Here is a 19,239-nt window from a genome sequence, read left to right as displayed (position 1 = left end):
GGAAAATAAAAGGACCGTCTTGACCTGCGCTGCTGTGCTAAAGCAAAAGGGATGGCAGGTTAGTCATCAAGACCCTAGGAAAAGTGCCGCGAAAATAATAGAACCCTGGACCCTTGCGAAGGAAGAAAAAAACTTTTACCGCAAAGGCGCACCTGTTCGGGCAAAAGGAAAAGAGCCATGAAGCATCTTGCTTCACAGCTCTTCCTCGGTTTCAGTAATTATTTTTTGTCGTCCATCTTGCTCAGCATGCCTTGGATTTCCTGCATAAAACTATTTACATCAGCAAATTGACGATAGACAGAAGCAAAGCGGACATAGGCAATCTGGTCAATCTTTTCCAGTGCCTTCATGACGGTTTCGCCAATGAGGGTCGATTTGACCTCACTTTCGCCCAAAGCCCTCAGGTCCCGTTCAATACCAGACGCGATGGACTGGATCTGTTCATAGGAGAAAGGTCTTTTTTCGAAAGCTTTCAGCAAGCCGTTGGTCAATTTTTGGCTGTCAAACAGTTCCCGGCGGCCATCTTTTTTGATGACCAGGAGCGGCGTTTCCTCGTATTTTTCGTAAGTCGTGAAACGGCGCCCACATTCCGGGCACTCCCGACGGCGTCTGATTGAAGTCCCGTTATCAACGGAACGGGAGTCAATGACACGGCTGTCAGCATAGGAACAGAATGGACATTTCATAAGCGTTACCTCAAAAGGATTCCTTATTTATTGCGGATCCAGGGCGGAATCTCCGAGCTCGGAGCGCCGAAGGAGCCAACCTTGCCAGCAGCTTCTTTTTCAGCAGCCTTGGTAAAACGGCTCTGCGGGGTTTCCGGTTTGGTGAAAGGAGCCGGTTTCGGAGCCTTGATGGAACCGCCATTGGTGTCATCAATCCCCGTGGCGATGACAGTGACACGGATGGTGTCACCCATGTTTTCGTCGATGGAAGCTCCAAAGATGATGGTGGCATCCGGATCAACGGCATCGGTGATGATTTTGCTGGCTTCGTTGACATCGATCAAGGACAGGTTCGGGCCGCCCGTGATGTTAAGGAGCACCCCTTTGGCACCGGAAATGGTACTGTCAAGCAGCGGGCTCTTGATGGCCGCTTCTGCAGCAGCGGCAGCGCCTTCTTCCCCATTGGAAGAGCCAATACCCATCATAGCAGAACCAGCATTGGACATAATGGTCTTCACATCATTGAAGTCAACGTTGATCAGACCAGGCACGCTGATGAGGTCACTAATGCCCTGGACACCCTGACGCAGGACGTCATCGGCAATCTTGAATGCATCAACCATGCTCGTACGGCGGTCCACAACTTGGAGAAGACGGTCGTTCGGGATGGTAATGAGGGCGTCAACCTTGCTCTTGAGGTTGGCAATGCCCTGTTCGGCAACATTATAGCGGCGGCGGCCTTCGAAAGTGAACGGTTTGGTGACAACACCAACAGTCAGGGCGCCAGCCTGTTTTGCGCATTCAGCCACGATGTGGGCAGCCCCCGTGCCAGTACCACCGCCCATGCCGGCCGTAACAAAGACCATATCCGAACCTTTGAGGAGATCTGCCAGCTGGTCCTTATTTTCTTGGGCCGCTTTCTCACCGACTTCCGGATCGGCACCTGCGCCGAGTCCTCTCGTTACTTCTTCACCAATCTGGATCTTGGTGGGGGCCTTGCTGGTCATCAGTGCCTGTGCATCGCAGTTTACAGCCACGAATTCAACACCTTGCAGACCCGTATCGATCATGCGGTTTACGGCGTTGTTTCCGCCACCACCGACACCGATAACTTTGATTTTTTCCAGCGGCTGTTGCCCAGCCTGTTGCTTTTCCGCTTCAAACATCTCCATGGTCCTCCTCACATCGATTATCTGAATAGATTTAGATTGTAATCTTAAAAATATCCTGTACTATAGTATACCATTTGGCGCGCTTTATTTCACGCACTTTTACAAGAAAATTCAAGAAACCTTTCGCTTTTTGAGTTCTTTATTGGGAACCCCGATCTGAACTCCTACTTTTTCATGAATAGCCGGCGGATAATGGCAATGTTATTGAAGATCCGGAGGCCAAAGGCTAAAACGGCTACATAATAAAGGTCAATGCCTAATCTCATGCCAAAATAGCAGAGAAAAACAGCGAAAAGACCGTTTGCAAAAAAGCCACTAATGAAGACACTGCTGTCATAGGTTCCTTCTTTTACGGCACGAAGTCCGCCAAAACCAGCGTCAAGGGACGCCATAAAGGCAACGGCAACAAGCTTGCTGTAGACCTGGGGAAAGACCGGCAGGTAAGCACCCAGTGCAATACCTAGAGCTAGACCAAAGATGGCATAGACCATATCACTTCTCCTCCTTTGGTTTGGCAAACTCATAATGGCGGGTCCCTTCAAAGGCGGGAACCGTCACTTGGTCCTTTTTGATCACATCGACCGTAATCCCCCAGAACTTCAGCGTCTCGACCACACCGCCGCGCAGGCGCAGGGCACTTTCAAGTCGTTTGGGGTCGCCAATGGCACGGACCACATAAGGCGGTGAAAACCGTGTGTTGTTGACGGAAACGGTCGGTCCAGCACAGCGCACTTCCGAAATATCGAGGATGCGCTGATCGTTCAGGGAAATGGCTTCCGCGCCAGCTGCCCGCAATTCATTGAGGATACGCAGGAGGTCATCATCGTGGATGATGTAAAGGTTTGGGTCTTCCCCCTGTTTGGCCGGCACTTTGCTGTCATCCAAGGTCACTTCGACGCCGGGTCCCTGCATGGTCACTTCCCCTGCCCGCATCTTCATGGCAAAGGTTTCCTTGGGATCGCTGTTGCCTGCACCGGTTTCTTCCAGTTTCTTGACCCGTTCCTGAAGGGCCGTCTTTTCCTTTTCCGAAGTCTTGAGTTTCTCTACCAAATCCTCGGCCCGTTGCTGGTTGATATTATGGCTCCGCTGCATTTCGGCACTGCGAAACTGCGTGGAGACCATGATTCCGAGCACAAGGAAAACGAGAAACATGAAGAACTTCTCTTTTTTATCTTTATAAGCCATTAGAGCGTTCTCCTTCTACTCGAGCTTGACATAAGGCTGTTCATACGTAATATCGATATATTTACCCTTGAATTTCCGGTTCCCCATTTCCCGGCAGAGCATCACAAAGGTATCGATCTTTTTGTTGGCATTTTCCGCATCGCCAACGATAATGGGAAGGCTCCGGCGCAGATGGATAGTGATCTGCTTCCGCCCATCCATGGAAACTTCCGTAATCTGGTCCTGAATGGAAGGTTCCAAGCGGCCCAAAAACTGCAAGAGCCCCCTTACATCCTCATCTTCGATTTCGTCTCCTTCCATGAGGTTACCCCCATGATAGCCTGTCAATAGCGGTGCTGTCGCGTCAGGGATGCTGCTATGGACGGCAAGGACGTGTCCTGAATAGGAAACCTTAGCAAACTGCGGACCATCACATTCCACGTACAGGCCGGGCAGCCGTTCCGTGATATGGATATCAAAATACGTAGGAAAGGCAAAGGAAATGCTCGCTTTTTCAATGCGTACATCCTTTTCAAGATTCTGGATCAGCTGCTTTCGGTCAATATCAAGGACATTGATAGGTTCCCACAGGCCGCCTTCTTCCAAGACTTCTTCCCGCGTGACATAGGTGGCCCCTATGATGCGGATTTTCCCAATATGAAGACCCGGACGATGGATCAGGAACCAAAAGAGTCCAAAGGCAACCAAGAAGGCAAGGAGCGCGCTCACCACACGGGGGGAAGGACTGGGGAGCATGAGGGACGGCCTGAAATGCCAGTGTTTCTTTCGTTTTTTACCGGTCCGTCTTTCCCCAGCCTCCTTTCCTTTCCCTTTTTCATGAGGGGCAGGCGGCACGGGCGGGCGAAAAGGCTGCCGATTCCACTTTGGCGGTTCCATAGCAATTAGCCCAAATGAGCCGTCTCAAGGATCTTTTCACACAGATCCGGGAAAGACAGACCCATGGCCTTTGCTGCTTTTGGCACAAGGCTCGTTGCCGTCATGCCAGGAATGGTATTTACTTCAAGGCAGATGAAGTTGCCTTCTGCGTCAACCATTTCATCAACGCGGGCGACCCCACTGCAGCCAAGGGCCTTATAGGCCTTGACGGCTTCTTCTTGGAGCGCCTTTGTCAGGCATTCATCAAAAGGTGCTGGGCAGGTGTAGGTCGTGGCTCCCTTAGTATATTTATTGTGGTAGTCATAAAAGTCGACATGGGGCTCAATGAGGACAAGGGGCATCGCAATCGGGTTTCCACTGCTATCCATCATGACGCCCGCGGCCACTTCCTTACCCGTAAAGAAAGCTTCGGCAAGGACCAGTTTTCCATAGGAAAACGCTTCTTCAAGGGCCTTATCCAGGTCTTCTTCCTTTTTGACGATGGTCACGCCAATGCTCGAACCCTGTTCTGCCGGTTTGACGACGCAAGGAATTCCAAGCTTACGGATGATATCTTGTTTGGCCGTTTGTCTGTCTTTATCGGTTAGATAAAGGCAGTTAGCGGTCTTTACGCCGTTTGCTTCAAACATTCGCTTGGTGTAGAACTTATTCATGGCAATGGCGCTTGAAAGAACGCCCGACCCTGTGTAAGGAACGCCAAGCATTTCAAGGACGGCCTGCAGCCTTCCATCTTCTCCATAAAGACCGTGGACGGCATTAAAAACGACTTTAACTCCTGCATCCTCAATCTGGGAGGGGAAAAGGGACGGATCAAGGTCGATGGGTACCGCGTCATAACCTTTTTCCTTTAACGCTTCCACAATGGCCGAGCCTGTATTCAGGGATACTTCCCGCTCCTTGCTGGGGCCGCCCATAACAACGCCAATTCGTTTTGTCTTCATCATGCTTTATGACTCCCTTCCAATGCTTCCACAAGGCTTGCGCCCAGCTGATTGATACTGCCGGCACCGATGGTCATGACAAGGTCACCGGCGGCTGCATGATCCACAAGGTAGTTTTTTATGGATTCAAAACCGCTCATATAGCTCACATCCTGCCCCGTCGTCCGTTGGATGGTCTCAGCCAGCATCTTGCCTGAAATGCCGGGAATGGGATCCTCACTGGCAGCATAGATATCCGTCACAATGAGTTCATCAGCCTCCTTGAAAGCAACGGCAAATTCGTCAAGCAGGAGCTGTGTCCGCGTGTAACGGTGGGGCTGGAAAACAACAATCAGCCGTTTGGGCTGCGTCTGGCGCGCAGCTTTTAGCGTAACCTTGATTTCCGTAGGATGATGGGCATAATCATCGACGACCCAGATGCCGCGTACCCGTCCCTTGGTCTCAAAGCGCCGTTTAGCTCCCGTAAACTTTTCGAGGCTCCTAGAAATTTCTTCCACGGAAAGACCCAGTTCACGAGCCGCTGCCAAAGCGCCCAAGGCATTGAGGACATTATGCCGGCCCGGCACGATCAGATGGCCTTTTCCGATCTTTTTACCGCGGAAAAGGATATCATAGTGGGTGCCATCCTTACCATATTCGATATTTTCGGCGCGGTAGTCCGCATCCTTTGCGTCGATGCCATAGCTGATGACCTCGGTCGTGGTCTTTTCCCCGACGCGGCGCACCTTTTCATTATCATAGCAAAGAATGGCCTTGCCTTGTTCCTTGACTTGATCGACAAACTGCTGGAAGGCTTCCTGGATCTTTTCTTCCGTTCCATAATGGTCCAGATGGTCATTTTCAATATTTGTAATGACAGCCAAATAAGGACGGAACTTAAGGAAGGACCCATCGCTTTCGTCAGCTTCTGCTACGACATAATCGCTTTTGCCATTGACGGAGTTGGTTCCTAGATTATTGACCACGCCACCTACGACGACAGTCGGATCGATGCCGTTATCACAGGTAATAAGGCTCAGCATAGAACTTGTCGTTGTTTTTCCATGGGCACCGGCTACAGCAATGCCTTTATGCTTATTCATGAGATAAGCCAGGACGTCACTGCGATGAATGACAGGAACACCGCGCTTGTGAGCTTCCACCAGCTCTGGATTGTCTGGATGGATGGCCGTTGAAACGACAATGACCTCGGCTCGCTCAATCTGACAGGCAGCATGGCCGATAAAGACAAGGGCACCTTCTTTTGCGAGCTTGGTCGCCATGTCTCCCGGTTTTGCATCGGACCCAGAGACATGGAACCCGCGTTTAATGAGGACATTGGCAAGGGCACTCATGCCGGCGCCGCCAATGCCGATAAAATGAATGTTTTTGATCTGATCCAAATCGATCACGCTGTTATCCCTCCCTACCCTCACCGGTCATGGCAAGGGCTTCTGCGGCAATACGGTCCGCCGCATCCTTCTGTCCTGCTTTCAGGGCCCCCCGATGCATCATGTTCAAAAGATCGGGGTCCTTCAAAAGCCGTTCCATCACGTTATACAAAGTCTCTCCCGTAAGCTCCCTATCGAGAATAACTTCGGCTGCTCCCTGAGCCTTGAGGGCCCGGGCATTGTACTCCTGATGGTTCGCCGTTGCATAGGGATATGGAACAAGGATGGACGGGATGCCACGCGCCATGAGTTCCGCAAGGCCAATGGCCCCAGCCCGTGAAACCGCAAGATCGGCAACAGAAAGTGCAAGGGGCATTTCATGGAGATAATTCACAATGTGAAGATTGTCAGCCCCTTCAAGAAAGCTTCCCAAAGCCTCCAAATGGGCCTTGTAGCCTAAATCTCCCGTCGCGTGGAGAATCTGGATTCTTCGGTTTCCAGCAAGTTTCTTTTCCACATAGACCATACTTTCATTGATGGTCCGCGCTCCCCTTGACCCGCCAAAGACGAGGAGGGTCTTTTTCATGGGATCAAGGCCGAGCTTCTTATACCCTTCCTGCCGATCTGCTTCCGTGACATCTCGGCGAACTGGATTGCCTGTAACAATCATCTTAGCATGAGTGGAAAAATATTTTTCCGCATCCTTGTAACCCAAAAAGACCTTATCCACAAAATGGGAAAGGATCTTATTGGTCACGCCGGGCATGGCATTTTGTTCCTGGATTGCCGTAGGTACCCGTTTCATGGCGCCCCAAAAAAGGACAGGCCCGCAAACATAGCCGCCCGTGCCTATAACAAGATCAGGTTCGATTCGGTTCACCAGGTTGTAGGCGTCGCTCATTCCGCTGACCAGAGCCGCCGCGCTTTTGAGCGTTCCCACACCCAGATGGCGTTCAAACCCGGCGACGCGGATAAATTCCAACGGATATCCATATCGGGGAACAATATCCCTTTCGAGTCCCTTACGCGTCCCGACAAAGGTGATTTCCGCATCAGGGACCTTGTGCCGAATGGCATCAGCAATGGTCAGGGCCGGGTAGATATGGCCGCCCGTACCACCGCCAGCAATGAGGACCTTCATTATGCTTCCTCCCCTGCTTCCTTTTTGAGTGTATGGACAATGGACTTAAAGACACGTCCCCGTTCCGGGAAGTTTGCAAACATATCATAGGAAGAGCAGGCCGGCGACAGGAGCACAACTTGAGGTGGTTTGGCCATATCGTACGCTAGGCGCACAGCGTCTTCAAAGGAGCCATCACACATGACGATGTTCTTGACACCATTTTTTTTGGCCGCTTTTAAAAAACGCTGGCGAGCCTCTCCCAAAAGGATCAAGGCATCTGTTTTCCTAGCCGTCACCTGCATGAATTCCGTAAGGTCCGTCATCTTGTCATGACCACCGGCAATAAGGATCACATGCCCTTCCTTGAAGGCTTCAAGGGCCTTCACAGCAGAATCAGTATTCGTTGCCTTGGAGTCGTTATAATACGGCACGCCCTTGATAGTCGTCACATATTCAAGACGGTGCTCCACCCCTTCAAAGGCTTTCAGGACCTTTTCCATATTTTCTACGGTGACGCCAGCAAAGTGGCAGCAAAGGATGGCTGCAAGAACGTTTTGCTCATTATGGGCGCCAAAAATTTTCAGATCGGACACCTTGCAGACCACATGCTTCGAGCCATCGACATCAAAGACAAAGTTTCCCTCTTCGATCCAGGCTCCCTTTTCAAGTTTTTCTTCGGTGCTGAAGAAAAAGACACGGCTTGCCGCGCGGGATGCAAGCTTACGATCAGGTTCATTGTCATAATTCAAGACCAGCACATCCTCTGCCGTTTGATGGGCAAAAATCTGAGCCTTGGCGTTGATGTAGTTTTCCATGTTGCCGTGCCGTTCAAAATGGTCAGGCGTGATATTGACGATACAGGCAATCTGCGGATGGAAGGTCGTCATTCCCTCGAGCTGGAAACTTGACAATTCAGCCGCCACATAGGATTCCGGTCCCATGTGTTCCAATTCCTTGGAAAGGGCATAGCCGATATTGCCGGCAACCGTCGTCGGAACCGGCAGCGTTGCAAGCATCCGAGAAACAAGGGTCGTTGTTGTCGTCTTGCCGTTCGTTCCCGTAATGCCCACCCAGTGGCCTTTATAGAGGCGGCTTGCATATTCTGCTTCACCAATGATTTCGAGTTTCTCCTCGCGGGCTTTTTTTACGACATCTGTCGTAAAGGGGATCCCTGGGGAAATGATGAAAAGCTTGCTCTTTTTCAGATAGGGTCGGGGGTCTTCGGAAAAGACGATTTCCCCACCCCGTTTTTTCATATCCTCACGAAACGTTTGTTCCAAATCCTTTTGTTCATCATTATATAAAATTACTTTTTCGCCCTGGTCGAGTAGGACCTGGGACACGCCCTGGCCGCTGATGCCAGCGCCATAAACGAATACGAAATCATGTTGTGCCAAGATAGACGCCCCCTAGTTAAAATCGGTTTGTATAGATAAAAAATCCCACAAGGGAAAGAAGTAAGCTCAGCATACTGAACCGAGCAACGACCTTCGTTTCCTTCCAGCCGCCCAGCTCAAAATGGTGATGGATCGGTGTCATGCGAAAGACACGTTTACCGCCCGTCAGCTTAAAGTACGTTACCTGGATGATGACGGACAGGGTTTCCAAGACATAGACGCCGCCAATGATCACAAGCAGCAGTTCCGTATGGGACCCAATGGCCGCCGCGGCAACCGCTCCGCCAAGGGCAAGGGAACCGGTATCGCCCATGAAAACCTTGGCCGGATGATGATTATAGACCAAAAAGCCAAGGCAGCTGCCTACAATGGAAAGACTGAACAAGCTGATGGAACGCTCGCCAGCCAAAAAGCCAATGGCCGAATAGGCCAGCATCACAAAGACGGTTACGCTGGCAGCAAGGCCGTCAAGGCCATCGGTCAGGTTTACGGCATTGGTGGTTCCTACAAGGAGCAGCAGGATAAAAAGAGCATACCCAGCCGTGCCAAGGTTGACGGTCACATTAAGGATGGGAATCCAAAGACGGGTACTTAGTACGTCACCGGGTAAAAATAGGTAGATACCAGCAACAAGGATCTGCAGGGCCATCTTCTGTTTGGACGTAAGCCCCAAATTGCGTTTAAAGAAAATCTTGAGGCCATCGTCAATAAATCCGATGAGTCCGTACCCCACAAAAAGCCAAAGGGCAAGGTACATGGTCCGGTCATGACCGTTCCATAAAAGGTTTGCTGCAATGACGGCCAGAATCATCATGATTCCACCCATGGTGGGCGTACCGCCTTTCTTGAGATGCTCCTTCGGGCCACATTCCCTGATGCTCTGTCCAAAATGCCATTTATGCAGTTCCGGAATCAGGAATTTTCCAATGAAAACGGTCAATGCAAACGCTGTCGCAAACTGCCAAAAGAACGTGATATTCATTTCTGGAGGCCTTCCTTCCCAAAAGCAAGGTCCGCAACCGTGTCAACTTCCATGGAATGGGAACCTTTAAGGAGGATCACGTCTCCAGTCTTCACAAGGTCCTTCAAGAGGGACGCAGCTTCAATTTTATCAGATGCATAATGGGCGGAAACGCCGGCCTTTTTTGCTTCCTCATAAATAAAGCGGGCCTCTTTCCCGTAGCAAATGACTTCCTCGATTCCATAGACTGCCGTCCAGTGTCCTACTTTGCGGTGGCTTTCTTCGCTGACGCTCCCCAGTTCGAGCATATCGGCAAGGACGGCAATCTCTCTGCCATAGCCTTGGTTCTTCACCACTTCTTGAAGCGTTTCAAAAGCCACGGCCACGGAAGCGGGACTGGCGTTATAGGCATCATTGATGATGGTCTTATCGCCAAGGCGCAGGAATTCCTGCCGTTTCCCTGTCATCTTGATGTTTTGCAGGGATTCCGCAATGGCCGTATCAGGTACACCGTAAAGTTCCGCCATGGTGATGGACGCAAGAGCATTCATGACATTGTGGCGTCCCAGCATGGGCAGGGCCACCTTCTGCTTAGCGCCAGTGATCTTGCTTTCATAGGTAAAGCAGGTCACAAGGCCAATGGTCGTAATATCCCGTGCCCTTACATCACAGTCATGGTCGATGCCATAGGTCCGCACCGAGGCCCCGGTCCTCATGACAGACACGCGGGGGTCATCGGCATTGAGCACGGCCCAGTTGTCTTTCGTAAAGTCTTCCAGAATCTCACTTTTTGCCTTTGCAATGTTTTCCAAAGAGCCAAGAAGTTCCAAATGGGTTTCCCCCACATTGGTTATGATGGCGGCGTCAGGATAGGCAATCTGCTTCATCTCACGAATCTGTCCAAGACCGCGCATTCCCATTTCGACAACTGCTACTTCCGTATTGTCCTTGATGCGCAGGAGCGTCATAGGAAGGCCAATTTCGTTATTGAAGTTTGCCTGCGTCTTAACGACGTTGTAACGGGCAGCAAGAGCCGCTGCCGTCATATCCTTCGTACTCGTCTTTCCGTTCGACCCGGTAATGGCAATGACCTTGAGGTTCTTCTTGGAAAGTCGGTACGCTGAGGCAATCTCCTGATAGGCCTTAAGTGTGTCAGGCACGAGGATGCATTTTTGCGGCGCCACACCCGGATTATGATCTACGAGAGCGGCTGTAGCTCCTTTTTCAAGGGCGGCTGCCACATAATCATGACCATCAAACTTTTCACCCCGGAGTGCTACAAAGAGCGTCCCCGGCCCTATGCTTCTGGAATCAGTGGAAACATCAATAAAATCTACACTGTCAGGAAGAAGCGTCTTTGCCTGCGTTGCTTTTTTTATGAGATCGATTTTGATCATGCTCTGTTTCCCTTCCGGAAGAAGTCGCGAACAACTTCCCCATCATCAAAATGAATGGTCCGGTCCTTGAGGATCTGGTAGTTCTCATGACCTTTTCCGGCAATCATTATAACATCTTCCGGGCGTGCATGGGAGATAGCAAATTGAATTGCTTCCCGACGGTCGGAAATAGTATAGATTTCTTTATGCTGCGGATTGTCTGAAAAACCCGTCTCGATATCGCGAATGATGGTGTCCGGATCTTCACTGCGCGGGTTGTCGCTCGTAACAACAAGGATATCAGCAAGCTCCAGAGCCAGCTTTCCCATGATGGGACGCTTTTTGGCATCCCGGTCACCGCCGCAGCCGAAGACGGCCCACAATCTGCCCTTGGTGATCTGTCTTGCAGTCCTTAGGACATTGTCCAGACCGTCCGGCGTATGGGCATAGTCCACGATAACCGTAAAGGGCTGGCCTGCATCGATGAGCTGAAAGCGACCGGGCACACCGGCAAAATTGTCGAGGCCGCGGACAATATCATCATGCTTGAGGCCTTCCGCTAACGCAGCGCAGACCGCGGTCATGACGTTATAAACATTGAATTCCCCTGTAATGTGAAGCCTTAAGTCCATATTCCCTTCCGGCGTATGAAGGGACAGTTCCATATGTTTGGCCCCGACATGGAAGCGGATGGGATACACATCGTTGGTCCGTGCTTTGCCATAGGTCATGACCTTTGTCTTCACGCGGTTCATGATCAGTGGGCTGGACGCGTCATCCATGTTGAAGATGGCCGTCTTTCCCTTTTTGCGGCCTTCATGGAGATGGGTAAAGAGCAGTGCCTTGGCCTCACGGTAATTTTCCATGGTCTTGTGGAAATCAAGATGGTCCTGGGTAATGTTTGTAAGGGCCGCCGTATCATATTCGATGCCGGCGACACGATTCAGGGCCAAGGCGTGGCTTGACACTTCCATTACGACATAATCACAGCCTGCATCTGCCATGCGGCAAAGGGTCCGCTGCAGATCCACCACGTCGGGCGTTGTATTGTGACTTGCTTCCACCTCATCGCCGATCATGATATTGATGGTTCCAATGAGTCCTACTTTATGGCCCGTATTAGTGAGCAAGGTTCGCAGGATATTGGTAGTTGTTGTCTTGCCGTTGGTCCCTGTAATGCCAATCATGCGCATCTTCTGAGCAGGATAATCATAAAACCACGGAGCAAGTTCCGTCATGGTTTCCTGTGTACTCTTCACACGGATCATGACAAGTCCCGGTACAGGCGGCACGTCCTTTTCCACAAGGACTGCCTCCGCCCCTAAGCTTGCTGCTTTTTCGATATAGGCATGACCATCTGTATGGACGCCAACAAGACAAATGAAGAGACTGCCCTTGCCTGCCGTCCGTGAATCAATCGTAAGGTCCGTAATGATTTTGTTTTTTGGGTCGCCTGTCACGGTACATCCCTTAATATGGGAAATCACGTCTTGAAGCGTTCTTTCCATAATAATTCCTCCTCAATGGTTACAAAATCGCTGCCACGTAAAAAGAGCAGCCAATGGTGGCTGCCTTTTTTCAGGATAAGCCCAATACAGCACGCCAAAGGAACCCTATTTTATTGGGGGCACGTTAATATTGACGTAGATATTTTCTCTCGCTGTATTGAGGCCTAATTTTTTACTGGCAATCGAAGCAATGCGGTTGGGGCTCTTGAGCCGGCTCACATCAATCCGAAGGGTTACATTCTTGTCGATGAGCGCCGCTTCCTGCTTCTTCATCTGGATCAGGTTATAGGATTGATCCATGACAACTTTTGCAAGAAAGGTATTGGCAGCTACTAATATTAACATGATTACGATAGAAAGTACAAATTTCTTGCTAGCAGCGGAAGCCACCTTGGACCGAGTTCGGCTTTTTTTGGCAGGCTCGTAGAAAGGTACCTCGTAAAGCGGTTCCTCTTGTGCTGCCGTATTTCCATAGTTATAAGCCGTATGATAGGCAAAGGTCCCATAGACCTTGTGTTTATTTTTAAGCATGGCAATATCCCCTACTACTGATTCATTCATCCAGCGAGTACTCTCTCCCCGCTTTTCTTACGCATCAGGAATGGTCCTTTATAAGGTAAGGATCCTATATCTTGATGGCTCCGCGGAGCCGTGCGCTCCGAGCGCGAGGATTATCCTCCAATTCCGTTTCCGACGGAATAAATTCCTTCAGCTTCTTTAGTTCTGGTTTGTGCCCGCACACACAAACGGGCAGTTCCGGCGGACAGATGCATCCTTTGGCCATTCGTTTGAAACTTTGCTTGATGATGCGGTCTTCCAAAGAATGAAAGGTAATGACGCCAATGCGTCCCCCTTTTTTAAGGTGTTTGACAGCCGTTTCCATTGTCGTATCAAGGATCTTCAGTTCATCATTGACTTCGATCCGAATCGCCTGAAAAGTCCGTTTGGCGGGGTGAGGTCCATCTTGACGGGCCTTTTTCGGAATGGCGGCCTTGATTACTGAAACAAGATCGCTTGTTGTGCGCAGCGGCTTTTCCTTTCGTTTTTCCACAATAAACTGGGCGATACGACGGCTCCAGCGTTCTTCCCCATACTTATAGATCAGGTCTGCCAAGTCTTCTTCCTTGTATGTATTCACCACGTCAGCAGCCGTCAGTTTTCCCTCCTGGTCCATCCTCATATCAAGAGGACCATCATGCATATAGGAAAACCCCCGTTCCGGCGTATCCAGCTGATAAGAAGAAACGCCGAGGTCAAAAAAGATGCCGTCCACTTCCTGTAGATTCAGTCCCTCAAGGATGGTTCCCAGGTTTCGGAAATTGGAATGAACAATCTTGACCTTGCACGCAGCATCCTCAAGACGTTTTGAGGCAGCCATAATGGCGTCTTCATCCTGATCGATGCCAATAAGGAGACCTTCCGGGTCCAATTTTTCAGCTATAGCATGGGAATGACCAGCACCGCCCAACGTGCAGTCGACGTAAATCCCTTTGGGATCGGTGACAATCCAGTCAACGCTTTCCCTTAGGAGCACACTTTTGTGTACAAAGTTCACCGTCATCCCTCTTTTCAGTCACTAAATTTCAAGATCTTCCACGATGGCGGCAACATCGCTTTCCACTTCACTGCTATAAGCTTCATACCGCTTGGTATCCCAGATTTCCGCCTTGGTCCCCGTACCGATAATGGTCGCCAAGCCCTCGATCTGGGCAAATTTGCGAAGCGTTTGCGGCAGAAGGATGCGGCCCTGTTTATCCGGTTCCACTTCCATGGAATTGCCAAAAAGGAAGCGGGAAACATCACGGGCTTTTTTCTTGGGGAGCGTCTGCTGAGCAAAGCTCTGCTGCAGACGATCCCAGGCATCCATGGGATAGACATCGATACAGCCATCGACTCCTTTGGTGATGACAAACGTCTTACCCAATTCACTCCGGAGTTTGGCAGGAACAAAAAGACGGCCTTTGGCGTCTACACTATGTTCATATTCACCCATGAGCATGGCCGCAATTCCCACCTTTCTTTCCGAAATTCACCACTTTCCACCACTTTTCCCCATTATAAAGCACAATATCCAAAAAATCAATTCAATTAGGAGCGAAAAAGCCTGATTTTACCTAGGGTTTTCCCATGTGGGGGAAATCAAATTGGACAGCCAAAGAAGCAAAGAAACAAAAGCACAAGGTATTGTGGTTGGTATGAAAACAGGTACAATACCTTGTATGTTTGGTGGTTTCTATGAAATTTTTATATCACTTTATTTAGATATATGAAATTTTAACAAAAAGCCTCTATTTTACCCTACCTAGGTATGGAACTTGTATTCTTTCCCTTCCATCTTTTTGGGAAGTATTGCATTCTTTGTACCTCTCCGATATAATGACTAGGATAAAAGAACAAGGAGGTTATCCTACCATGGAAAAAGTCACTGCAGATTCCCCGATTATCCTCACGGTGCAGCAGCATCCGGAGATCATCGAAATCTTCATGCAATATGGCCTCGGCTGTGTCGGCTGCATGGCCGCCAACTTTGAAACCATCGGCCAGGGCGCAGCTGCCCACGGGCTGGACGTCGATGCCCTCATTGCAGACATCAACGACTGCATCGCTGCTGCTGAAGGAGACAAGGAATAAGAAAATCGAGAGGAGTGATTTCTAAATAGAAATCACTCCTCTCACACCACCGTGCGTACCGTTCAAAGCGCGGCGGTTTCCTCGTTTTCACATACTTATTTGTAATAGCTCGTCATGGATATATAACCAGGGCGGGCTATTTTTTTGTTCGTAAGGACCGAGCTCAGCATAAGCGCCGCTCTCCATGGTCCTTTTCGGCAATTTACCAGTTCATGCACTTTCCATTCTGGAATCGCGCAGTGGCGTATCATGCGGCACCTTGTTCGCACCTTCTTCCACTGTTTCCAGTCGATTGCCCAGGATTTTCCGCCGTATCCATGTGTCTACTTCCGTGAGCAGCTGTTTCATGTCTGCCAGCTTGAAATCATTGATCCATCCTTAGATGAACTGTTTCAGCCTGATGGACCTATCCTCATTCGAAGTTGGTTTGTTGCTGTCTAGAATGGCCCTCACCTTCTCCTTCATCTTTGCTGAGGATTTTGCATGCAAACGAAAACGACGTTTCCCTTTCTGCCTGTAGAATCTACTCGGAGCAAAAATCGCTCCGATTCGATGCAGTTGCGTGTCATCATTGGCTTTAAAAAGATATATCTGATGCCAATGATGACATGTCCCGTCGCAAGAAGGTACGTACCACAATCTCATTTCTAAGACGTCCGAAAAAATGGAGCCCTTGGGCGGGCCGCTCCTTGGATTTTTTTCGGATGATGTAGGAAACCTTTTTCGCCTCCGGTCCCTATCGGTCCATCTGCGTTGCCAGCCCAAAGAATAAGCCTCAAACCGAATGCATGTCTTGATTCAGTTTGAGGCTTTCCCTCTTTTATTCTCCTTTAGGTTTGATGCAGAATGCATCGAACCGTCCCTGTCGGGTCTTTTGCCTTACGCCGGTGCCAAGCGATTTTCTTCTACTTCCCAATCTTTTCAAACCGATATTTTTGCCTTACGTCAGGATACTTGACATGGTCCACTTCACTCATGAACATGTCGAGGGGGCGGCAGTAGATGCCGCCATCGCCATAAAGTGCTTTATAGACGCAGTACTGTTCCCGTGTTTCTGAATGGATGACGGGACAGGCAATGATTTCATAGCGTTTATTTTTAAAATGAAGCCAAGTTTCCCCAGCTTTAGGCAGTGCTCTTTCCATGGCTCTTTCCTCCTTTTTCCATTGTAACACAGCAAATAGATGCAAAAAAAGCCCCTGCTCTCTATGAAATGGAGCAAGGGCTTCATTTTTTATCAGGTAATCGGGGCCGGATTAAAGATACATAGGTCGTTATGGAAGCCATACTGGTCGGAATAGGGGATTTTCGTCCCGCTTGCTACATCCAGGATATAATTGAAGATTTCCGTTCCGACTTCAGGAATGGTCTTCTCTCCCGTCGCAACGCCGCCAGCCGAGATATCGATGAGGTCAAACCAGTTGTCCTTCATTTCATTGCGGCTGCAGACTTTGATGACAGGAGCGATGGCAAGGCCATAAGGGGTGCCGCGGCCCGTCATGAAGACCTGCAGCCCAATGCCGCTTGCCAGCTGGCTCGGCCCGCAGACAATGTCACTTGCCGGGGTAGCGGCATAGATGAGTCCATGTTTGGTCGGTTTTTCAGCCGGCGACAGGACTTCCACAATGGGGCTTGTACCGCTTTTGGCGATGGAACCCATGGCTTTTTCCACGATATTGGCAAGGCCGCCTTTTTTATTGCCTGGCGTCGGGTTGGCATCGCGATCAACGCCGCCTTCAGCCAGATAATCATCATACCATTTCATTTCGGCAGCCAGTTTGTCCCTCACTTCCTTATTGACGCAGCGGGCGGCCAGCATATGGACACCGTCACGCACTTCCGTAACTTCGCTGAACATGACCGTGGCGCCGCCCTTAACAAGCATATCAGCAGCATACCCGGCACTGGGATTTGCCGTAAGGCCGGAGAAGGCGTCACTGCCGCCACACTGCATACCTACAACCAGTTCCGATAAAGGCAGGACTTCACGGTGCCGCTGATTGAGGCGCTGCAGTTTCCGTTCCGCCATTTCCATCAAGGCTTTCATCATGGCGTCATGCCCCTTGCAGTCCTGCAGGGTGAGACAGTTTTCAGCATTGATTTCATTCTCTTCAAGAAGCCGGTCATAGGTCAGTTTTTCGCAGCCCAGACCAACCAGCATGATTTCTCCACCAAAGTTCGGGTGACGGATAAGGTTCCTCACAGCACGAATGGGAATGACGGCAAGGGGGGCGTTGATAGCAACCCCACAGCCATAAGGATGGTTCACGGCAACAACGTCGTCAACGTGAGGGTATTTGGGCAAAAGTTCCTGTTTAATCTTCTGAACGGCTACGTTGACCACACCGGCAGCGCACTGGACAGTCGTCACAATACCGAGGATATTGCGCGTACCGGCAGGCCCGACGGTATTTTTATAACCCATCCATGTCGTGCGTGGCGGCGTGGGGAGTTCCTCCATCGGCACAATATGGGTCCCATATTCCATATGTTCTACGGAAGGACTTTGGGGCAGATTCAGCATATGTTCATTGATCCAGCTGCCGCAGGCAATGTCATCCTTGGCATAACCGAGGACAACCCCGTAGCGGATAATTTCACCCCCTTTGGGTATATCCACAAGGGCCACCTTATGGGCCTGTGGAATGGGGTCACGGGTAACAACACCGGGCATGACTTCAACGCCCGTTTCCAGGTCATGGACGGCAATGGCAACATTATCGCGGTCCTTGACACGAATGACAAGAGGAGCTGTCATAAATAAACCTCCCTTTTTCCTTGGACAGGCTGCGCGGCAGCCCGTCATCTCTCTTGACTTCATTATAATTCAAGTTGTCGGACGATTACAATCACCCAGTATCTTCTAGTTTTTTAGTACTTTACTTAATTTAATTAAGTGATTTATGATATTTTCGTGATTTTATCACGATAATATCAATGAGCTGATTTTCCACGGTTCCCTTTTATTTTATGTTAACCATAATTATTTAACCGTTGACTCTCGTTTTTCTTTTTCGTTATACTGATACCTGTACAATTAAGGGAGGTTATGAGACCATGTCAGATCAAACGATCAAAACCATGACACAATCCATCATCGATGGCTATCGCCTCAAGAAAGACGAAGCCTTTGTTCAGGATATGCTGACCTTGCCGCTTGCAGCACTTCAAGAAGGTGCCGGCGCCCTACAGCGCCATTTTTGCGGCAACCATGTTGATTTCTGCACCATCATCAATGCTCGAAGCGGACGCTGCGGCGAAAACTGCAAATACTGCGCCCAAGCTGCCTGCCATCACACAAGCTGTGAAGAATACGATTTTCTTGACGAAAAGACCATCATGGAAACGGCCAAAATGGACCAGGACGCCGGTGCCAACCGCTTTGCCATGGTCACGAGCGGCCGCGCCCTCACGGGAAAGGATTTCGATAAAGCGCTTTCCATCTACAAGGCCATGAAAAAAGACCTGACGATTGACCTCTGCGCATCCCATGGCATCTTAAGCGAAGACCAGCTGCGCCGCCTTTTTGCTTCCGGCGTCACAAGCTACCATCATAACATTGAAACCAGCCGCCGCTTTTTCCCTCATATCTGCACGAGCCATACCTTCGATGACCGCATCCGCACCATCAAGGCCGCCCAGCGCGCGGGCTTCTGTGTTTGCTCCGGCGGCATCATCGGCATGGGAGAAACTTGGCAGGACCGCATCGATATGGCCTTTACCCTTCAAGAGCTCGGCATCGAGTCCATCCCCATCAATGCCCTTATGGCCATTCCCGGAACAGGGATGGAAGGCCGCCCTTCCCTTCCTGCCGAAGACATCCTGCGGACCATCGCCCTCTTCCGTTTCATTAACCCGACGGCAAACATCCGTCTTGCCGCAGGCCGGAAGCTGCTTCCTGATAACGGGGAATCGGCCCTGCTTCACGGTGCATCTGCTTCCATTACGGGAAATATGCTTACCACAAGCGGTACAACCATCAAAGAAGACATGGAAATGATTGCCCGCCTTGGCCTAGTCAACCACTGATCACA

General features: G+C 50.2%; 21 protein-coding genes. 4 read left to right on the top strand and 17 right to left on the bottom strand.

Annotated elements, in window-relative coordinates; genetic code table 11:
• Positions 1–218: 218 nt before the first annotated feature.
• The 15 genes from nrdR to mraZ form a co-directional block, all read right to left on the bottom strand.
• Positions 219–686, bottom strand: a complete 468-nt coding sequence (nrdR, locus tag DW817_RS05075) for a transcriptional regulator NrdR (RefSeq protein WP_009016211.1) — start codon at positions 684–686, stop codon at positions 219–221.
• Between the two features lie 23 nt (positions 687–709).
• Positions 710–1,831 (bottom strand): cell division protein FtsZ, encoded by a 1,122-nt coding sequence (gene ftsZ / locus DW817_RS05070; RefSeq protein ID WP_009016210.1) that lies wholly within the window; start codon positions 1,829–1,831, stop codon positions 710–712.
• A 170-nt stretch (positions 1,832–2,001) separates the two neighbouring features.
• Positions 2,002–2,328 carry a small basic family protein gene (locus tag DW817_RS05065; RefSeq protein WP_009016209.1) on the bottom strand — a complete coding sequence of 109 codons (327 nt, stop codon included), beginning with the start codon at positions 2,326–2,328 and terminating at the stop codon, positions 2,002–2,004.
• A 1-nt stretch (position 2,329) separates the two neighbouring features.
• A complete protein-coding gene (locus DW817_RS05060; protein WP_009016208.1) occupies positions 2,330–3,022 on the bottom strand; it encodes a DUF881 domain-containing protein in 693 nt (230 codons plus the stop codon).
• A 15-nt stretch (positions 3,023–3,037) separates the two neighbouring features.
• Entirely contained in the window at positions 3,038–3,898 is an 861-nt protein-coding gene (locus tag DW817_RS05055) for a cell division protein FtsQ/DivIB (protein ID WP_120111309.1), read from the bottom strand.
• A gap of 5 nt (positions 3,899–3,903) precedes the next feature.
• Positions 3,904–4,842, bottom strand: coding sequence for a D-alanine--D-alanine ligase (locus tag DW817_RS05050; RefSeq protein WP_009016206.1), 939 nt, complete (start codon positions 4,840–4,842; stop codon positions 3,904–3,906).
• On the bottom strand, positions 4,839–6,230 hold the full coding sequence (murC, locus tag DW817_RS05045) for a UDP-N-acetylmuramate--L-alanine ligase (protein WP_021736486.1): 1,392 nt from the start codon (positions 6,228–6,230) through the stop codon (positions 4,839–4,841). Before murC ends, DW817_RS05050 begins: the two co-directional genes overlap by 4 nt.
• Positions 6,231–6,234: 4 nt before the next feature.
• On the bottom strand, positions 6,235–7,350 hold the full coding sequence (gene murG, locus DW817_RS05040) for an undecaprenyldiphospho-muramoylpentapeptide beta-N-acetylglucosaminyltransferase (RefSeq protein ID WP_009016204.1): 1,116 nt from the start codon (positions 7,348–7,350) through the stop codon (positions 6,235–6,237).
• Positions 7,350–8,729, bottom strand: coding sequence for a UDP-N-acetylmuramoyl-L-alanine--D-glutamate ligase (gene murD / locus DW817_RS05035; protein ID WP_120111305.1), 1,380 nt, complete (start codon positions 8,727–8,729; stop codon positions 7,350–7,352). The genes murG and murD overlap by 1 nt, the downstream gene beginning before the upstream one ends.
• Before the next feature lie 16 nt (positions 8,730–8,745).
• Positions 8,746–9,711 (bottom strand): phospho-N-acetylmuramoyl-pentapeptide-transferase, encoded by a 966-nt coding sequence (mraY, locus tag DW817_RS05030; RefSeq protein WP_009016202.1) that lies wholly within the window; start codon positions 9,709–9,711, stop codon positions 8,746–8,748.
• Positions 9,708–11,087 carry a UDP-N-acetylmuramoyl-tripeptide--D-alanyl-D-alanine ligase gene (gene murF / locus DW817_RS05025; protein WP_120111301.1) on the bottom strand — a complete coding sequence of 460 codons (1,380 nt, stop codon included), beginning with the start codon at positions 11,085–11,087 and terminating at the stop codon, positions 9,708–9,710. Before murF ends, mraY begins: the two co-directional genes overlap by 4 nt.
• The gene (locus DW817_RS05020) at positions 11,084–12,574 is read right to left on the bottom strand and encodes a UDP-N-acetylmuramoyl-L-alanyl-D-glutamate--2,6-diaminopimelate ligase (protein ID WP_009016201.1); all 1,491 of its coding nucleotides are present in this window, start codon (positions 12,572–12,574) and stop codon (positions 11,084–11,086) included. Before DW817_RS05020 ends, murF begins: the two co-directional genes overlap by 4 nt.
• Positions 12,575–12,679: 105 nt before the next feature.
• Entirely contained in the window at positions 12,680–13,105 is a 426-nt protein-coding gene (locus DW817_RS05015; protein ID WP_016459468.1) for a cell division protein FtsL, read from the bottom strand.
• Between the two features lie 94 nt (positions 13,106–13,199).
• Positions 13,200–14,129: a 16S rRNA (cytosine(1402)-N(4))-methyltransferase RsmH gene (gene rsmH / locus DW817_RS05010; RefSeq protein WP_367401159.1), complete on the bottom strand. Its 930-nt coding sequence runs from the start codon at positions 14,127–14,129 to the stop codon at positions 13,200–13,202.
• A 21-nt stretch (positions 14,130–14,150) separates the two neighbouring features.
• The gene (gene mraZ / locus DW817_RS05005; protein ID WP_016459466.1) at positions 14,151–14,573 is read right to left on the bottom strand and encodes a division/cell wall cluster transcriptional repressor MraZ; all 423 of its coding nucleotides are present in this window, start codon (positions 14,571–14,573) and stop codon (positions 14,151–14,153) included.
• 130 nt (positions 14,574–14,703) lie between these two features.
• On the opposite strand from mraZ, the gene DW817_RS10610 reads away from it, so the two are divergent.
• From DW817_RS10610 to DW817_RS10605, 3 genes are all read left to right on the top strand, one after another.
• Positions 14,704–14,844 carry a hypothetical protein gene (locus DW817_RS10610; protein WP_155883600.1) on the top strand — a complete coding sequence of 47 codons (141 nt, stop codon included), beginning with the start codon at positions 14,704–14,706 and terminating at the stop codon, positions 14,842–14,844.
• A 142-nt stretch (positions 14,845–14,986) separates the two neighbouring features.
• Positions 14,987–15,205 (top strand): DUF1858 domain-containing protein, encoded by a 219-nt coding sequence (locus tag DW817_RS05000; RefSeq protein ID WP_021736499.1) that lies wholly within the window; start codon positions 14,987–14,989, stop codon positions 15,203–15,205.
• Positions 15,206–15,454: 249 nt separating this feature from the next.
• Positions 15,455–15,646 (top strand): hypothetical protein, encoded by a 192-nt coding sequence (locus DW817_RS10605; protein WP_165851870.1) that lies wholly within the window; start codon positions 15,455–15,457, stop codon positions 15,644–15,646.
• 464 nt (positions 15,647–16,110) lie between these two features.
• Here DW817_RS10605 and DW817_RS04990 read toward each other — a convergent pair whose 3' ends face one another.
• Together DW817_RS04990 and garD are read right to left on the bottom strand one after the other, a co-directional pair.
• Positions 16,111–16,350 (bottom strand): DUF1653 domain-containing protein, encoded by a 240-nt coding sequence (locus tag DW817_RS04990; RefSeq protein ID WP_016459465.1) that lies wholly within the window; start codon positions 16,348–16,350, stop codon positions 16,111–16,113.
• 92 nt (positions 16,351–16,442) lie between these two features.
• Positions 16,443–17,963, bottom strand: coding sequence for a galactarate dehydratase (garD, locus tag DW817_RS04985; protein WP_120111293.1), 1,521 nt, complete (start codon positions 17,961–17,963; stop codon positions 16,443–16,445).
• Between the two features lie 299 nt (positions 17,964–18,262).
• Here garD and bioB point away from each other — a divergent pair, with 299 nt between their 5' ends.
• Entirely contained in the window at positions 18,263–19,234 is a 972-nt protein-coding gene (gene bioB / locus DW817_RS04980; RefSeq protein WP_120111289.1) for a biotin synthase BioB, read from the top strand.
• Positions 19,235–19,239 lie beyond the last annotated feature (5 nt).

It is taken from the genome of Acidaminococcus sp. AM33-14BH (assembly GCF_003603525.1).
Lineage (GTDB): Bacteria > Bacillota > Negativicutes > Acidaminococcales > Acidaminococcaceae > Acidaminococcus > Acidaminococcus intestini.
The sequence above is the reverse complement of the archived record's forward strand: the minus strand, read 5'-3'. Positions and strand labels throughout refer to the sequence as shown.